Here is a 17,844-nt window from a genome sequence, read left to right as displayed (position 1 = left end):
GGGTCCTGAATGGTCACTTCCATGCGCAGGCACCCGTCGGAATCGACTGTCTTGTGGGTAGTGGTCGCTCCTGCGGCCCAGGTCCTCTCGTCGGCGCAAACCTGTGAGGACGAGCGAGGTTAGCTGCGAGCCGTTAACTCGGCACTTCGCATGGCGCCTTCGCCAGAGTTCTTCGAGCTCGACGGCCCCGGACCCGTGGCCGGGCTCGTCCAGCTCTTCGGCGCTAACCTCTGGCGCGTCACCGTCGCCACCGACGGGGACACCTATCACGCGACCGCGGCGTCCGGCTCGCTGACGTGGCTGGTGCGCGGGAGCATGTCCGCGCGGACGACGATGGCGATCCAAGACCCGACGGAATGCCCCTCGCTCTCGCCGGACGACACGCGCGTCGCGTACAAGAAGGACGTCGGGGACGGGGTGCCGGATCGTTAGATCTCCGCGCAAAACCTGGCGTCGGGGGTGGAGACGGTGCTGCCGCAGGGATAGAGCGTGGACGAGCAGGTGGCTGGCTCGATGACGGGACGCTGCCGTGCGGGTTACCCCAGAAGATGTTGCGGAGACACAGGGATCCGTTTCATCTTGGTAGACGGTGCTGGTCCCCCGAGCTCTACCTCGAGCACGCGTGATCCCCCTGGATCGTCCGGCGCCGATACCCCATTTCCCCATCGGACTTGCCGCCGCTCAACTCGACGGGCACTGCCGGCGGCTCGACTCGAGCTCGACCGGCCGCACGGTGGACCGCGCGACATCCCAAACACGCCGTTGAAGAGGTACCGGATGAAGGACCTGGGCTAGGCGCTGGGGGAACGAGCCACCGGCTGTCCGACCATGTACGTCACTGACATATTGATGCCACCGAGACGGGTGACGTGCGCTGCCGACCTGCCATGTGTCCAGCGCCGGGCTCGCCTGCAAACGCGAGGACAGCCAATCAAGCTGAGCCGCCAGGTGTACGCGAGCGGTTCCCGAGGCGTTAATGCTCCCGAACGCTACAAGGACTCCGTCCGCGCGCCGCAAAGCATCCTCCAAGTTTTCCCTCGCCGACACCCACCCTGTCTCCGCCGCCCCAAGATGGCTGATGTCGCGGGAGCTGGGGCTGGGAATGTTGAAGACGTTCCCCAGCTCAACAACCTCAAAGCCGAGCAATTGCGCCGCCACCTCGACCTGGCGTTCGGTACGGGAACGGGGAGTGAGAGTGGGGTTAGCGAGGACGGCAAGAAGGGTCAAACCCCCACCATGCCGGGCAGAGTCGGCGCTCACGCCTTCTGCATGACGAGAACGGTCTCACGGATCATCGTCTCGCCTCGCGCGTTACGGGTAGCAATGCGCTTACGCGAGGGAAGCAACCGCTCAACGCGGGTCACCCACGTTAGGCCCGCAGCCTCGAGCACCTCCTGCGTGAACCGCACCAGGGGGACGTCGGCACCGCTTACGCGCCTCTCGCCCAGCGTCAGGAATGCGAACCCGCCGGCCCGAACACGTCCGATGGCGTGGCGCAAAGCTATCCGATAGTCGTCCACGAAGGTGACAACTTTCTGCGTCGTGGCATCCTGCACTTCACGTTCACTGAGCCACTTCACGAGGCTCGGCACTTCATCGCGTAAGTGCGCGGGCACGGGGCGAGCGGTGTACCGGTTACCGCCGAGGCTGAGGGTGTCCAAGCGCCCCGGCACCTCGAAGTCCGACGGATCAACATCACCCACCAGGTCAGCAGGATCGATCCATTGCAACGGCAGGTAGCTGTACTGTCCATAGGGGACGGTGGTGTGATTATCTCCGTAGGGAGGCGACGTCATCAGGACGTCTGCAAGTTCTGTTCGGGGGGGAAGCGCGTCATTCACACTCGCGCGCAGAAGCGTTGGGGCATGCGCCGTCCTTATCAGGGTTCGCTCATGCGCACGAATGCGTTCGACGTTGCTCACTAACACGGCTGCGAACTGGCGAACAGCGTCCGGTTTACGCGCGGCGAGGTCTGCGTCGCTGTAGAGGTGCAACTTGAAGGTGGACGGACGACTGTTGGAGACGAAGCGCACCGTCTCCGCCAGGCACACCCACAGGAACCGCCTCACCTGCTGGTCCGAGATCGCCTGGATCGCAAACCGTAGCCGAGTCAGGCCGAGGCTGACGTCCGGTTCGAACCACTTGTCACGAAAGTTGAAGGTGATGGGACGGCTCCGCCGAGACCGGCGGGCGCGGGCGAGAACCTCGACACCGGCCTGGCGAGCAGCATCGCTGGCCGGCGGGTCGGCTTTGACGGCGCTGAGCAACACCGCCATCGGGTTGATGTCGGAGCCGATGAAATCCAAACCGAGGTAGAGAGATTCCAGCATGACCGTGCCGGAACCCATGAACGGGTCGTACACCCGGCTGACCCGAGGATCGACGGCGACGAGGTCTTCGAGCAACGCGCGCTGCAGCTCCGGCACCATCATCGCGGGGTACTGGAAGTAGCCATGCCCACCATCGCGCCCGTAAATCGAGGAGAAATCCCAGAACGTGGCGTCGGCTGCGGACCGGGCGGCGAGTCGGGTCGCCAACAGAGCGGCCGTCGACGGCGGCGAGGCGGTCACGGTCGACATGGTGCAGCGAGGCAGGTCGACAAAATCATCTTCCGCTGAGCCTAGCGGCTGGTCGTTGGAGGGTTTCACTCAGGAGCCGCCTTCGCGCCTCGCGACACCGAGCTGACGCGCCAGCTTCTATTTGCTACTGCAGCGTCTTAGGCACCTTCGCTTTGCGAGGATCGACCGCCTTGAGCAAAGACTGAGGCAGGTCCGGGCGGGTGTGGAAGTGCGAGTACTGGATGAGCAGGGCCTTCGCGTGCGCAGCGGATAGGCGCCCGACGCGGCGGATTCCGGCCACCAACTCGTGATTCTTCCCCTTATCGTTGGAGTCGACCGACGCGTTGATACTGACCTTTCCATCCACGAACTGACGGCCTAGGTCGCCCTTCACCACCAGGTCGACGACTGCCTGCCGATGCTCGATCTTCAGTTGCGAGCCCGGAAACTGTCGGTAGGCCTGACGGGCCGAGTCAACCTTTCTAATGCCCCACGCGTCGACCTTCTTACGCCATTTCGCCCACGATTGCGTCGGGATGTCTTCGTCGGGGACTCCGGTCGGGATACGGCTAGTGCCGTCGAAATTCAGCACGCAAGCATCCAAGAGCTCAGGCGGCATGAACGCTCGATCGGCGAGGTTAATCTTCCAGTTACCCGCGCGCCCCGGGAGTATCCCGACGCTAAGGGTGCGAGGCGCGTCGTGGTAGTCACTGTCAATATCTTCTTCATCATCGCCACGAGGCGGGATGGGCTCACCCTCCTGTATAAGTCGCGCCAGGACGAAGTACCCGCTGCTGGCATTATCCCGGGCGCCGCGGCTGCGCACCTGTAGGTCGCATGGCTGAGCGAGCAGGATGTAGAGCATTGACGCGCCGTTCGCGCCGGAGAACTCGTAGATGTCGCCCACGTCGGTGGGCGATAGCGCCGCGCAGAGATGCTCGGCGTTCTCGAAGGCGTCCTCGACCGGCCCTACCTCAGCCGGGTCTGGGTGCCCGAGGTCCAGCTCAATATCCATAACCTGACGGATACGGTTTACCGCCTCTTTCGGAACGTTTGAGACGAGCGCTGTCTCCACATTACGGCGAAGGGCAGTTGACATCATCCGGGCAACGCCGGAGCCTTCGTACAAACCTTCGCCGTACGCGCTTCGCGCCGCCGCGAGCAAGGTAACGTAAGCGAGGTTGCCGGTGGTGCTGAGCGCCGCGGTAAAAGCCACCGCCGTTGCATCTAATACGTGACTGCGTAGCCGGTGCAGGTCGTGCGCGAGAATGAACGCCTGCATCCCGAGGGCGAACTGTTTCGCGGAGTCGAGACGAAACTTGCCGAGAACAGGGACGGCTTCGTCCGCCGTGCCTAGGCGAGAGGATGCCTCGCTTTCACTTTCAAGATTGCGAACCTCTTGGGTGAGAAGGCCACAGAAAACACTTGCGAAATTGTGAGATTTAAGATCTCTCAAAAGCCGTTCCCCGCCCTTTTCACCCAGACCCGCGTCGGTGAGATTTTGATCGAAGAACACTAAAGTAGGAGTATTTTCTTCAAAAAGGGAAAGATAGCTTTCAGAGTGCCAGCCTCGCGCACCTTGGGGAAGAAAGGTGACATCCTTCGGCAAATAGTGCGCAATACGGTTGAGGTAGGGCGTCTCGACCCCGCGGGTCGCATCCTGCAGGCGGTGACGCTCCTCGTCTTGCAGATCGCCCCACAGTGCGGTCAGAGCGTCGCGAAGTTCGTCGTCATTATGGAGTAGCTCACCTCGGATATCAGTCAGGTCGGAGTCCGGGTACGCCCCGGCCAGGTCTACTAGAACCTTCCGAGCGGCCGAGATGTCGCTGCGCACCCGAAGGAGCGCGTTTTCGGCCTCCGCAGCATCAACTTCGTCGTCGATGACAATGACCCGGGTCACGCCTAGAGCGTGCAATGTCTCGGCGATCATAGTGTTTTCTAGCGCTTCCGTCATTCCCCCTCCAACGGGTGCGTGAAGTCGACGCGGAACCTGAATCGGTTCCCACGGTCGTTGCGTTCATGGTCAAGACTTGCAATAAGACCTTCAGTTTCGAGTAGCTGCTTGGTGACAAACAACCCGAGACCTCTGCCGACTCCGCGGGGCTTGCGGGTGGTGAAGGGGTCCCACAGCGCTGCTTCGACGCTCTTTTCCACGCCCGGACCATTGTCTTCGACGGTCAGGTATGGGGCGTCAATGCTGATGCGGATGCGCGGCTCGTGCCCGTCAGTGCCGTTGATGTTCACCCAATACGACGCGTTCAACAGCAGGTTGTCCAGAGCCTGCGAAAGTTTACCTTCGCTCGTTTTCACTCGAAGCGGCGTCCGTTCCACCACTTCGAACTGGATGCCGGGGGCGGTCGCTGCCTCCTCGAAGTAAGAAACCAACCTGCGGGAGAGATCGCCGACATCCACGAGGGCGCGACGCTCCCGCACGTACCGCAAGGACGCGTCCATTCGCGAGGCCTGCTTCTGCAGCGATTGAGTAGTAGAACGCACGTGCTCTACGTAAGTCCCCATCCGCGCGTCCCGCAGTTGCATATCGTTATATTTTGCGATCTGACGGCTTGAAGCGCCCAGGCGCCCCGTGAGATTGAGGATTTCGTGGGAGACCGTTTCCGCCGTAATGCCGAGAGACATCAGCTCCCAACCGTCGGAAACTTGATCCCGCGCCTCCTGCAACCTCCCGAGGAGCAGATCGACGCTGTTTCGGCGCTCAACCGACTCGGCAGCCGCTTGGCGGACAGGCTCGGTCGCGGCGTTCAACTGCTCTATCGCCTCGGTCACCTGGCGTGCGAGGTCACGCACCCGAGCAACAAGCCCCGGGTCAGAGAAAATCTCCCGCTCCAGCGTTTCGGCCTCGGCCACCAGGGCATCGGCGGCACCGGTGAGATTTTGGCGAGCGAATTCACCTTTCTGCACATTCTCAGCAGCAGCGGATACTTGGCCGAGAGCATGCTTGATATCCTGGCCGATCTCCGCGGAGGTGGAGGTAGGCGTGATTCCCGCGGGGGTCGGCGTCATCTTCTTGACATAGTCAAGATAGTCACGTCCCAGCGCTGTCTGAAACTCCTCGGTAATGCTCAACCAGTGACCAAAGAGGCGGACAAAGTTCCGGAAGTGCGCGGTGTCGCGAAACTCTTCTCGACTAGTCGTCTCTTCCAGTTGCGCGTTGGCTTGAGCGCCAATGTCGACGTAACCAATTACATTACTGGGACGGATAGCATAATAAGACAAGCCCGTCATCCACCGCTCGAAATTCAACCAATCCGATTTGGTGCGGATACCAAAACCATCTCGGTATATCCGTACGCCTGCGGCTTCCTTTATCCAACTTCTAAACTCGGCACTCGAGTCGAAATGACTAGAAGCAGCGCGTCGCTGAAGAACATCAACGCGGGCGGTGAAAGGCCCCGGGTCCGCTAGCTCAGGTCGACCACGCTGGTCGAGATCTGCTTCAGCCTCAACGTCGGCGAGAACTACCTCGGTCGTGAAATGGCAGAAACGCTGATCGTCACCGTGCTCGACCCCAAGCTTGCTCAACCTGCGCCCGGAGGCGAGCGCCTCCTCGAGGAACGCAAAACCATTATCAGGGCGGATGAGGCGTTCCCACTCTGCAGTTTTGTCCTCATCGCGGTCAGGTAGAAGAAATTCGGCACGTACAGATCCCCTGATGGTGAGGACACCGTCGCGGTAGTCGAGGAGGTAGCGGACCGCCGAGGCATCGAGAACGCGTTGCGACACGTTCTGTAGGTCAATACTTTCACCATTGAGGCGAAAACGTACCCGGAAGCCGCGGGCTGGGGAGTACGGGGAGATCAGTTCGGCAAGTTTGGCTTGCAACCCGCGCACATTCGACCAAGCGTCCAGTGACGACAGGCCGCGAATGGTGATGGCGGTACCCACTTGCGTTTCCTCAGGGGCGCGGGTGATGTCGATGTTGATATCGCGTAGCGCGTGAGCCGTATGAAAGCGCGCCCAGTCGATTGTGCAGGCCAACGGTGCGCTATTTTGCGTTCGCGTGACGAGGTCGACGACGCGGCCCAGTCGTTGTACGCCGAGACGCCCTAGGCCTTTGTCACCCAAAGGCGTGCGGGTGGAGTTCGACCCGACGACCGGAGTATTCCGCATGCGCCGTTTCAGTTCGCGCTTGGGGCTGGCCGAGACGGTGAGCCAGCCACGCTCAATATCGGTCCGGTCCATGCCAGACCCTGCATCCGCTACGATGATGCGGCCGCGAAGGTACGTCGCCTGGGAGCGAAGGAGCGCAGCCGCGTCCGCCACCTGATTCGCGTCATTCGAAGAAAGGGTGTCGTTTGTCGAGGCCAGCAATTCCTCTGACGCAGCAAGAAGCGCTGGGATGAACTGGATGTCGTCCTCGCTCAGATTGAGCTGAGGTGAGTACGTTGCCGGCAACAGGCGAACGAGTTCGGCGCTCAGACGAGCGGCCTCGGTGTTTGCCTGTTCGGCGACACTGGACGGTACATCGCCACCCTCGGCGTCGGTCCACACACGGGTGTCGACGCTCACTTCCGCGCCCGGAGACCCTGCATCGTAGGAGTTCTTGATGAGTTCGACGAGAGCTTGGAGGTCGTCGGTGATGAGGTCTTCCCCCAGCTTGAAGACGACGGTCGGATGGACACTCAAGGTCATAGGACCGAGGTCGCTCACAAGCGCTCCGTTCGTCGACGTACCAGCACGTCCAACTTTACTCATTGTTCTTCGCCGGGCTGCATCGGAGGAGCCGTCGACATACGCGTATTCGTCCGGAGCCCGTGATGTCCTCGCGAAGTTTGAGCGGTCGCAGTAGCGGGTGCGCGAGGTGGTGAACGGGGCAAGGGGGTACGCAGGGCCGCCGCTTCGCTGCCGCCGGCGTCACATGGCTGTGGGGTACCCGGCCTAATTCAAGTCACGTCTATCAAACCGATCGTGTCGGTCTAGGAAAATTCATCCGCGGCTCTGATGATGTTGCCTGCTGAGACGAGGGCCGTGATTCGCAACATGCCTTGGAGGGGGTTGCGGTGATCCACAGTGCTTGGGGGCGCTCTGGCGCGCGAGTGCAGTTTGCCTGTTTCTCGCCATGCACACTCCGCGATCTTGGCGAGACACACGCAGGTTTGACTTTCAGCTCGGGTTCGTCAGCCGGTCGCTGACGGGGGCCGAAGGGACCGCGGCGTCCGCACCTCGGTTGCGTTCGATTCAGGCTCGGAATTGGTCGCGTTCGACGGCGATACAACCAGCGTCCACCGCTCTGGCGATGACGACGTCACGGCTCATCAGTGCGGCGTAGAGTGCATCGCGGTCTTCGTCTTGTCATTCGTCGTGCCCTCAGTACACCTCGAGCGGGGTCAACAGCGCTGCCGTCGGATGGCGCCCCTGCCCGCGGCACAACACAGCGTCCGTGTCGCCTGTGCTCAGCGACCCCGTCACGAGTACCACTGCCACATTTCTCGTCGGCCGTACCACTTTCGGCAACACCTAGTCACTGGTCGTACGTCAACACCGAGCTCGATCACCTCCCCCCACTCCACAGAAGGACCCACCCACATGAGCATGGAAGGCGTCGCCTGGAGCTCCCTCTACCGGATCTCCTCCGCCCAGAGCGGCAAGCACGGCATCTCCCGCGAGTCCGTGCGCCGCATCATGACCTTCGCGGTCCCCTACCGCGCCCGCCTCCTCCTCTTCATCGGCCTCAGCGTCGTCGGCGCGTTCCTCGCTGTCGCGACGCCGGTGCTCGCCGGGCGGGTGGTCGACACCATCGTCGCCCGGGGTGCGGTCGAGACGATCGTGCAGCTCGCCGTGGTCATCGCCGTCGTGGCCGTGGCCGACGCCGGCGTCTCGCTCGTCACGCGCTGGTACTCGGCGCGGATCGGCGAGGGCGTCATCCTCGACCTGCGCACCGCCGTCTTCAACCACGTGCAGAAGATGCCGATCGCGTTCTTCACCCGCACTCGCACGGGCGCCCTCGTCAGCCGGCTCAACAACGACGTGATCGGCGCGCAGCAGGCCTTCAGCGGCACGCTCTCCGGCGTCGTCACCAACGTCGTGGCGCTGGTCCTCACCCTGATCGTCATGCTCAGCACGTCCTGGCTCGTCACCGTCCTCGCGGTGATCATGCTGCCGATCTTCCTCATCCCCGCGCGCCGGATGGGCAGCCGCCTCGCCGCGCTCCGCCGCGAGGCCGCCGACCACAACTCCGCGATGAGCACGCAGATGACCGAGCGCTTCTCGGCGCCCGGCGCCACTTTGGTCAAGCTGTTCGGCCGGCCGGACGAGGAGGCCGAGGAGTTCCGCGTCCGCGCCGCCCGCGTCCGCGACATCGGGGTCCGCACGGCGATGCTGCAGCTCGTCTTCGTCACCGCGCTGACCCTCGTCTCCGCGCTCGCCCTCGCGCTCGTCTACGGGCTCGGCGGCGTCCTCGCGCTCGGTGGGCAGCTGGACACCGGCGCGGTCGTCACCCTGGCCCTCCTGCTCACCCGCCTCTACGCGCCGCTGACCAGCCTCGCGAACGCCCGCGTCGAGATCATGAGCGCGGTCGTCAGCTTCGAGCGCGTCTTCGAGGTGCTCGACCTCCAGCCGCTCATCCAGGAGAAGCCCGACGCGGGCACCGTCCCAGAGGGCCCGGTGTCCGTCGAGTTCGACGACGTCCGCTTCGCCTACCCGTCCGCGGACAAGGTGTCGCTCGCCTCCCTGGAGGAGGTCGCCGTCCTCGACACCCGCGGCGGCGAGGAGGTGCTGCACGGCCTCTCCTTCCGGATCGAGCCGGGGCAGACCGTCGCGCTCGTCGGCACGTCCGGGGCGGGCAAGTCGACGATCGCGCAGCTGCTCTCGCGCCTCTACGACGTCGACAGCGGCGCGGTGCGCCTGGCCGGCACCGACGTCCGCGACGTCACCTTCGCCTCGATGCGGCACACCCTGGGGATGGTGACGCAGGACGGCCACCTCTTCCACGAGACGATCCTGTCCAACCTGCGCCTGGCCCGTCCGGAGTCGACCGACGACGAGGTGTGGGACGCCCTGCGCCGCGCGCGGCTCGAGCCGCTCATCCGCTCGCTGCCCGATCAGCTGGACACCCTCGTCGGCGAGCGCGGCTACCGCCTGTCCGGCGGCGAGCGCCAGCGGCTGACCATCGCGCGGCTCCTGCTCGCCCAGCCGCGCGTCGTCATCCTCGACGAGGCGACGGCGGCGCTCGACTCCACCTCGGAGGCCGCGGTGCAGGCGGCGCTCAGCGAGGCGCTCGAGGGCCGGACCGCGATGGTGATCGCCCACCGCCTCTCCACCATCCGCAGCGCCGACCTGATCCTCGTGATCGAGGACGGCAGGATCGTCGAGCGCGGCACGCACGAGGAGCTGCTCGCCGCGGCCGGCCGCTACGAGGAGCTGCACCGGACGCAGTTCGCGGTGCAGAAGGACGTGGCGGCGGAGGAGGAGGCGCTCAGCGGGTCCTGACCCCGACCGACGTCGCTGGGGTGGGTGGGTCTCGATACGTGCCTCCGGCGCTACTCGACCAGCAAGTGTGCGGGCGTCTCGAGCAAGGCCCACCGTCGTCTGCGGGGCTGGTCTGCACACTCGCTTTCAGCAGGGACCGCGACGGACGCACCAGGAGCCCTGCTTCAGCGGCTCTCGGCTCGGCCCCGCCCGCCCTCCTCCCCGCCTCCGGGCGGCCACTGCCCTATCGTTACCGCTAACACGGGATCAGGCGGCGGGGGACGAGCATGGCCGACAGGCAGCAGCGCGCGGCGACCATCTACGACGTCGCCCGGGCGGCGGGGGTCTCGCATCAGACGGTGTCGCGGTTCCTGACGGGGACCGGCGGCATCCGCCCGGCGAACCGGGTCCGGGTCGAGGAGGCGCTGCGGACGCTCAACTACCGGACCAACGCCACGGCGCGCTCGCTCGCCACCCGGCGCACGCACCGCCTCGGGGCACTGGTGCACGAGCTGTCCGGGACCGGCCCGGGCAAGACGATGCAGGGGGCGAGCGACGCCGCCCGCCGGGCCGGCTACTCGCTGGACATCATCAGCCTCGACACCTCCGACGACGTCGAGCTCGCCGACGCTCTGGACGCGCTCGGCAGCCGTGACCTGGAGGGCATCCTCGCCACCGCGCCCACCGACGAGGTCGATGCGACGCTGCGCACGCTCGACCTGCCGATCCCGATCCACATCGACCGCGGCGGCGAGCGGACGGACGGCTCGTCGGTGGTCGGCACGCGGCTCGCCGTCTCGCACCTGCTGGAGCTCGGCCACCAGCGCATCGCGCACCTCGCCGGCCCCGAGCGCTGGATCTCCGCGCAGGACCGCGCGCGCACCTACCAGCAGTGCATGGCCGAGGCGGCGCTGCCCACCCGTCCGCTCGTGCACGGCGACTGGTCCTCCCGCTCCGGCTACGCGGCCGCTCCGCAGCTCTTCGCGGAGGCCGGCGTCACGGCGGTCGTCGCGGCGAACGACCGGATGGCGCTCGGGCTGCTGCTCTGGCTGCACGACAACGGCCGGCGGATCCCCGAGGACGTCAGCGTCGTCGGCTTCGACGACATCGCCGAGGCGGAGTTCTTCCACCCGCCGCTGACGACCGTCCGCCAGGACTTCACGGCGATGGGCCGCGCCTCCGCGCTGGCGCTGATCGCCCTGGTCGAGGAGTCCGACCGGGCGGGCACCGTCGACTACCCGGCGCCGGAGCTCGTCGTGCGCGCGTCGACCGCCCCTCCCGCCTGAGGGATCCGCGAGCCCGCGGAACCTCGACCGCTGACCCTTCGATCCCCGAATCGTGACCGGTAACGATTAATCCTTGCGGAGTCGCGGACGGCGCTCTACGGTGATCCTGTCGCACAGTTCGTTACCGGTAACGAAACCCGGATCCACGACGCGACGCGCCTTCTGCAGAGCAGCAGAGGATTCACGCAGGGATGAAGACACCGATGAGAACGACGAAGTTCCGCAGGCCGCTCGCGGCCGTGACCGCCCTCGCCGCCGCCGCCCTCCTGGCGGGCTGCACCGGCGCGACCAGCCCGGCCGCGACAGGCGACGCCGACGGCCCCGTCACCCTCGAGTACTGGTCGTGGGCCCCCAACATCGAGAAGATCGTCGACGTCTGGAACCAGGCGAACCCCGACATCCAGGTGGAGGTCAACACCTCGACCGGCGGCGCGGAGATCGTCGCGAAGCTCAGCGCGGCGAAGCAGGCCGGCACCCTGCCGGACCTCTCGAACACCACCTACGAGAACCTGCCGAACCTGATCACGAGCGAGATCGCCTCCGACGTCACCTCGATCATGGGCGACCGGGAGGCGGAGACGGCCGGCCCCGCCTGGGAGCTGACGACGTTCGACGACGTGAACTACGCCGTCCCGCAGGGCACCGCGCCGATGTTCCTCTACTACCGCACCGACATCTTCGAGGCCAACGGCCTGGCCGTCCCGACCACCTGGGACGAGTACGCCGACGCCGCCCGGGCCCTGCACGCCGCGGACCCGACGAAGTACCTCGCGACCTTCCCCGCGAACGACGCGCAGCTGTTCGCCGGGCTCAGCCAGCAGGCCGGCGCCGAGTGGTGGAGCCAGGAGGACGGCACCTGGACGGTCGCGATCGACGACCCCGCCTCGCAGAAGGTCGCCGACTACTGGCAGGGCCTGGTCGACGACGGCAGCCTCGCGACCTTCAAGACCTTCACTCCGGAGTGGCAGGCCGCGCTCGCCGACGGCACGCTGGCCAGCTGGCTCGGCGCGGTCTGGACTCCCCCGCTGCTGCAGAACAACGCGCCCGACACGATCGGGAAGTGGGCCGCGGTGCCGATCCCGCAGTGGACCCCGTCCGACCCGAGCTCGGGAGTCCTGGGCGGCAGCGGCACGATCGTGACCACCGGCTCCGACCACCCGGAGCAGGCGCGCGAGTTCGCGCTCTGGCTGAACACCTCGACCGAGGCCCTCGAGGCGTACATCGAGTACGCCAGCATCTGGCCCGCCGCGCTCTCCGGCCGCGAGCTGCCCGAGCTGCAGCAGGCCCCGGCGCTGCTGCCCGAGCAGACCGACTTCTACGCCACCGCCGACGAGATCGACCAGATGACGGCCTCGGTGACCTGGGGGCCGAACGTCTCGGTCGCCTACGACGCCTTCAACAACGCCTTCAGCGCCGCCGTCAACGAGAAGGGCAGCTTCGCGGAGGCCCTCGCGAGCGTTCAGGAGGCGACCGTCGCGGACCTCGAGAAGTCCGGCTACGACGTCGCCGGGCAGTGAGGCTCCCGTGACGACCACCGCCGCGCCCCGGACCGGGCGCCCCTCGACCCTCGCCCCGCGCGCGGCACCCTGGTTCTTCGTCGCCCCCGCGGTCCTGCTCGCCGTCGCTCTCCTCGCCCTCCCGCTGCTCTACACGGTCTGGCTCAGCTTCCGCGGCAACACCGTCAGCGGCAGCGGGCTGGGCGTGAAGAAGGAGACGTTCGTCGGCTTCGACAACTACGCGCGCACCCTCGCGGACCCCGCGCTCTGGGCCGGCTTCGGCCGGATGCTGACCTATGCGCTGCTCTCGGTCCCGGTGACGATGATCCTCGCGCTGGTGTTCGCGCTCCTGCTCGACAACCTGTCCACCCGCTTCGGCCGGTTCTCGCGGATCGCGATCTTCGTGCCCTACGCGGTCCCGGGCGTGATCGCCGCGCTGATGTGGGGGTTCCTCTACCTCCCGGGCGTGAGCCCCTTCGTCGATGCGGCGACCGCTCTGGGGCTGCCCGCTCCGATCTTCCTCGGACCGGACTCGGTGTTCCTCTCGGTCGCGAACATCGCGATCTGGGGCTCGGTCGGCTTCAACATGGTGATCCTCTACACCTCGTTGCGCGGTCTGCCGTCCGAGATCTACGACGCCGCCCGCATCGACGGCTGCTCCGAGCGCCAGCTCGCGCTGCGCATCAAGCTGCCGCTGATCGTGCCGGGAGTGATCATGACCGGGCTCTTCTCCGTCATCGGCGCACTGCAGGTCTTCTCGGAGCCGAACACGCTCGTGACGCTCACCACGGTGATCGGCTCGGACTGGGTGCCGATGATGCTGATCTACCGCGACGCCTTCGTGACCAACGACCTGTTCTCCGCTTCGGCGACCTCGGTCGTGGTCACCCTCCTCACCCTCATCGCCTCGCTCGGCCTGCTGCGGTTCCTGCAGTCGCGCGCCTTCGGAGAAGACTGACCATGACCGACACCCTCACGAAGCTCCCGCCCGTCCTCGAGGACCCGCGCCGGGCCGCGCAGTCGGTCCGCTCCCGCCGCCGGGGCCCCACGATCACCCGGCCGCGGGCCGCGTTCTGGCCCACCGCGGTCCTGCTCGTCGGAGCCGTCTACTGCCTCCTGCCCGTCTTCTGGCTCTTCACGGCCGCGACCAAGCGCTCGGGCGAGCTGTTCACCACCTTCTCGCTCTGGCCGAGCTTCACCGGCGGGTTCCAGGAGAACTTCGCCCTGCTGCTCGGGGTCGGCAACGGCGCGTTCTGGTCCTGGTGCCTGAACAGCCTGATCTTCGCCGGCGGCGGCGGACTGCTCGGCACCGCCGTCTCCGCCCTCGCCGGCTACGGCCTCGCGAAGTACTCCTTCCGCGGGAAGAAGCTCGTCTTCAACTTCCTGCTGATCGGAGTGCTCATCCCCGGGGTCATCCTCGCGATCCCGCAGTACCTGCTGCTCTCCTCCGTCGGGATCGCCGGCACCTACTGGTCGGTGCTGCTGCCCTGCATGATCAGCCCGTTCAGCATCTACCTCTGCCGCATCTACGCCACCGCGGTGGTGCCCACCGAGATGCTCGAGGCCGGGCGGATCGACGGGGCGAGCGAGTGGCGGATCTTCTCGCGGATCGCCGTCTACCCGATGGTGCCCGGGCTGATCACCGTGTTCCTGCTGCACTTCGTCGGCATCTGGAACAACTTCCTGCTCCCCTTCATCATGCTCTCGCGCACCGACATGTTCCCGCTGACGGTCGGCTTCTACTCGCTGATGAACCAGGGCAACGACCAGCCCAACACCTACAACGTCGTGATCATGGGCTGCCTCGTCTCGACCATCCCGCTGATCGCGCTCTTCCTCTTCCTGCAGCGCTACTGGCGCCTCGACCTCGTCAGCGGATCCCTCAAGGGCTGACCGCCCGGTTCCGCCGACCTCGCCGACCGCTCCGCCCGACCGCTTCTCCGCGCCGACCACCTCTCTCACACCGAAGGATCGACATGACCACCACCGAGACCGCCATCGCCCCGAAGGCGACCGGCAGCACCCTCCCCCACGGCGGCTGGCCCGTCATGCTCACCCCGTTCCGCGAGGACCGCTCGCTCGACTTCGAGCAGGTCGACGCCCTCACGGACTGGCTGATCGACAACGGCGCCGCCGGCATCTTCACCGTCGCGCTCTCCAGCGAGATGTACGACCTCACCGAGGAGGAGCGCCTCGCCCTCGCGACGCGGGTCGTCGCCCGCTCCGCCGGCCGCGTCCCGGTGGTCGCCTCCTCCGTCTCCTCGGGCACCCCGGACGAGCAGGCCGCGTCCGCTGCCGCGATGGCCGCGACCGGGGTCGACGCGGTCGTGCTGATCTCCTCGCTGGTCGGCGGGCTCACCACCACCGAGGAGGAGTGGCGCGCGACGGTGCAGCACATCCTCGACACCGTGCCGGGGGTCGACTTCGGGATCTACGAGTGCCCGGTGCCGTTCAAGCGCCTGCCCTCGACCGAGACCGTCGCCTGGATGGCCGGGACCGGCCGCTTCGTCTTCTACAAGGACACCTCGCACTCGCTCGAGACCATGCAGGAGCGCCTCGCCGCGATCGCGGGCACCCGCCTGAAGCTCTACAACGCGCAGATCTCCTCCCTCACCGACTCGCTCCGCGCGGGTGCCGCGGGTCTCAGCGGCTACGCCGCGAACATCTACCCGGAGCACGTGGCCTGGCTCTGCGAGCACTACGACGACGAGCCCGCCGAGACGGCCGTCGCCGTGCAGCGCCTGCTGACGGTCGCCGAGCACACGATAAACTCCCGCTATCCGACCTCGGCGAAGTACTACCTCCGGCACAGCTCGCGTCTGGCGATCGAGCCGATCAGCCGCTGGAAGCCCGAGGGCATCGGCGCGCACGAGGGCGCACCGCTGCTGGAGCTCGCCGCCTACATCCGCGACCTGCGCCTGCCCGGGGCGGCGCGGGTCGACGGCGCCCGCTAGATGCTCGTCGGGGCGTACCCGTCACTGCCGGAGCACGCGCGTCGCGACGCCGTCGCCTTCGACGCCTTCCACGAGCGGATCGCGCTCGTCACCGGGTGCTCGGGGTTCGAGATCCCGTTCGGCAGCGCCTTCGTGCCCGACGAGGCGGAGCTGCTGCGGCTGCTGCGCCGCGGGGGGACGCACGTGCTCACCCTGCTGCCGGCGGTGCTCGAGCGCGGGGTCGGGCTGGCGGATCCGGTCGAGGAGCCCCGGGGCGCGGCGGTCGCGCTGGTGCGACGGGCCGTCGCTGCCGCAGTATCGGTGAACGAGAGCGAGCGTCGCGCGGTCGTCGACGCGGTGCTGCTCCACTCGGCGCCGCGGGTGACGCGTGCGACGGCGGACGCCGCCCGAGCGGCGTTCTCGCGGAGTCTCGCCGAGATCGCCGGCTGGGACGCGCACGGCGTGCGGTTCGTGATCGAGCACTGCGACTCCTTCGAGGGGCCCGGCCCGGCGAAGGGCTTCCTCGACCTGCCGACCGAGCTCGACCTCGCCTCCCGCCACGGCTTCGGCACCGCGATCAACTGGGGCCGCTCCTACCTCGAGACCCGCCGCCTCGACGGCCCGCTCGAGCACGCGCGGGCCGCGCGCGACGCCGGCACCCTGGCGATGCTCGGCGTCTCGGGAGTCAGCGACACGGCCACGCCACTCGGCCCCGCGTTCAGCGACAGCCACGCCTCCGTCCGCACCGACGACACCGTCCCGAGCCTGCTCGATCCCGACACCCTGCAGCGCTTCCTCGAGGTGGATCCCGGAGCGCGTGTCGTCACCAAGGTCGCGGGCGGACCGCACGCACTCGCCGCCTCCGCCCACGCCGCCCGCCGGCCCTTCCTGCCGGCCGAGCAGCCCCGCAGGCTTCCCCTGCCGGCCGAGCAGCCCCGCAGGCCTCCCCTGCCGGCCGAGCAGCCCCGCAGGCCCCACATGCTGGTCGAGTAGCCCCGCAGGGGCGTATCGAGACCCGCCGCCCCCAGCATTTCCGCCCTGAAGACACGACGCCGACCACCTCACCGCTCTCGGGAGACACGCCATGACCCACCACCCCGCGGACACCCGCTACGACCGGATGACCTACCACCGCACCGGCCGCAGCGGCCTGAAGCTGCCCGCCCTCTCACTGGGCCTGTGGCACAACTTCGGCGAGACGAAGCCGATCGAGACCCAGCGCGCGATCGTCCGCCGCGCCTTCGACCTCGGGATCACCCACTTCGACCTCGCCAACAACTACGGCCCGCCCTACGGCTCCGCCGAGACGGCGTTCGGCCGGATCCTCGCGGAGGACCTGCGCCCGTACCGCGACGAGCTGGTCCTCTCCACGAAGGCCGGCTACGACATGTGGCCCGGCCCCTACGGCGATCACGGCTCGCGCAAGTACCTGCTGTCCTCGCTCGACCAGAGCCTCGGCCGGCTCGGCGTCGAGTACGTCGACGTCTTCTACTCGCACCGCCCCGACCCGGAGACCCCGATCGAGGAGACGATGGGCGCGCTGGCGAGTGCGATCCAGCAGGGCAAGGCCCTCTACGCGGGTGTCTCGAACTACTCGCCCGAGCAGACGATCGCCGCCCGCGACGCGCTCGCCGCGCACGGGGTGCCGCTGCTGATCCACCAGCCCCGCTACTCGATGCTCGACCGCCGGCCCGAGGAGTCGGGCCTGCTCGACCTCGTCGAGCGGGAGGGCATCGGCGCCATCGTCTTCTCCCCGCTGGAGCAGGGCCTGCTCACCGACCGCTACCTCTCCGGCGAGATCCCGCCGGACTCTCGCGCCGCGGTCGGGCACTTCCTCAAGCCCGGAGCCCTCGAGGGCGACTACCAGCGGCTGATCCAGGGCCTGAAGGAGATCGCGGACGGGCGCGGCCAGAGCATCGCCCAGCTCGCCCTGAACTGGGTGCTGCGCTCCTCCGCCGTCACCTCGGCGATCATCGGCGCCTCGAGCGTGCAGCAGCTGGAGCAGAACGCGGCGGCCCTCGACGCACCGCCTCTGACCGGCGCCGATCTCGAGGCGATCGAGACGGCCCTGCCGAACTGACGGAGCCCGCCCTGCGACGCCTGCGCTCGCGATGCTCACCGGAGGCTCCGGCGGCCGATCCGCCCT

The 17,844-nt window shown here is 67.0% G+C and carries 12 protein-coding genes; 9 read left to right on the top strand and 3 right to left on the bottom strand.

The features are described from left to right. Positions 1-150 precede the first annotated feature (150 nt). Positions 151-432 carry a hypothetical protein gene (locus tag EDF17_RS14815; protein ID WP_123447377.1) on the top strand — a complete coding sequence of 94 codons (282 nt, stop codon included), beginning with the start codon at positions 151-153 and terminating at the stop codon, positions 430-432. Between the two features lie 824 nt (positions 433-1,256). Here the strand turns inward: EDF17_RS14815 and EDF17_RS14805 are convergent. The 3 genes from EDF17_RS14805 to EDF17_RS14795 are packed head-to-tail and all read right to left on the bottom strand — an operon-like array spanning position 1,257 to position 7,226. Further along, positions 1,257-2,648: a DNA methyltransferase gene (locus tag EDF17_RS14805; protein WP_133672090.1), complete on the bottom strand. Its 1,392-nt coding sequence runs from the start codon at positions 2,646-2,648 to the stop codon at positions 1,257-1,259. A gap of 55 nt (positions 2,649-2,703) precedes the next feature. Beyond that, positions 2,704-4,488 (bottom strand): hypothetical protein, encoded by a 1,785-nt coding sequence (locus tag EDF17_RS14800; protein ID WP_133672088.1) that lies wholly within the window; start codon positions 4,486-4,488, stop codon positions 2,704-2,706. Positions 4,489-4,508: 20 nt separating this feature from the next. Then, positions 4,509-7,226: a HAMP domain-containing sensor histidine kinase gene (locus tag EDF17_RS14795; protein WP_166649697.1), complete on the bottom strand. Its 2,718-nt coding sequence runs from the start codon at positions 7,224-7,226 to the stop codon at positions 4,509-4,511. A gap of 876 nt (positions 7,227-8,102) precedes the next feature. Between EDF17_RS14795 and EDF17_RS14790 the strand changes: the two genes are divergently transcribed. From EDF17_RS14790 to EDF17_RS14755, 8 genes are all read left to right on the top strand, one after another. Next, complete coding sequence (locus tag EDF17_RS14790; RefSeq protein ID WP_123447371.1) at positions 8,103-10,004, top strand: ABC transporter ATP-binding protein; 1,902 nt, start codon at positions 8,103-8,105, stop codon at positions 10,002-10,004. A gap of 266 nt (positions 10,005-10,270) precedes the next feature. Further along, a complete protein-coding gene (locus EDF17_RS14785; RefSeq protein WP_123447370.1) occupies positions 10,271-11,269 on the top strand; it encodes a LacI family DNA-binding transcriptional regulator in 999 nt (332 codons plus the stop codon). A 203-nt stretch (positions 11,270-11,472) separates the two neighbouring features. Then, positions 11,473-12,786, top strand: coding sequence for an extracellular solute-binding protein (locus EDF17_RS14780; protein ID WP_166649696.1), 1,314 nt, complete (start codon positions 11,473-11,475; stop codon positions 12,784-12,786). 7 nt (positions 12,787-12,793) lie between these two features. After that, on the top strand, positions 12,794-13,723 hold the full coding sequence (locus EDF17_RS14775; RefSeq protein WP_123447368.1) for a sugar ABC transporter permease: 930 nt from the start codon (positions 12,794-12,796) through the stop codon (positions 13,721-13,723). Between the two features lie 2 nt (positions 13,724-13,725). Continuing rightward, positions 13,726-14,658 carry a carbohydrate ABC transporter permease gene (locus tag EDF17_RS14770; protein ID WP_123447367.1) on the top strand — a complete coding sequence of 311 codons (933 nt, stop codon included), beginning with the start codon at positions 13,726-13,728 and terminating at the stop codon, positions 14,656-14,658. An 83-nt stretch (positions 14,659-14,741) separates the two neighbouring features. Continuing rightward, the gene (locus EDF17_RS14765) at positions 14,742-15,719 is read left to right on the top strand and encodes a dihydrodipicolinate synthase family protein (protein ID WP_123447366.1); all 978 of its coding nucleotides are present in this window, start codon (positions 14,742-14,744) and stop codon (positions 15,717-15,719) included. Beyond that, on the top strand, positions 15,720-16,691 hold the full coding sequence (locus tag EDF17_RS14760; protein ID WP_123447365.1) for a DUF4862 family protein: 972 nt from the start codon (positions 15,720-15,722) through the stop codon (positions 16,689-16,691). It abuts the gene before it with no gap. Between the two features lie 91 nt (positions 16,692-16,782). Further along, entirely contained in the window at positions 16,783-17,778 is a 996-nt protein-coding gene (locus EDF17_RS14755; RefSeq protein ID WP_123447364.1) for an aldo/keto reductase, read from the top strand. The last annotated feature ends 66 nt before the right edge of the window (positions 17,779-17,844 follow it).

The organism is Rathayibacter sp. PhB1, from assembly GCF_004362935.1.
Taxonomy (GTDB): domain Bacteria; phylum Actinomycetota; class Actinomycetes; order Actinomycetales; family Microbacteriaceae; genus Rathayibacter; species Rathayibacter festucae.
This window is presented reverse-complemented; position numbering and strand designations above follow the sequence as displayed.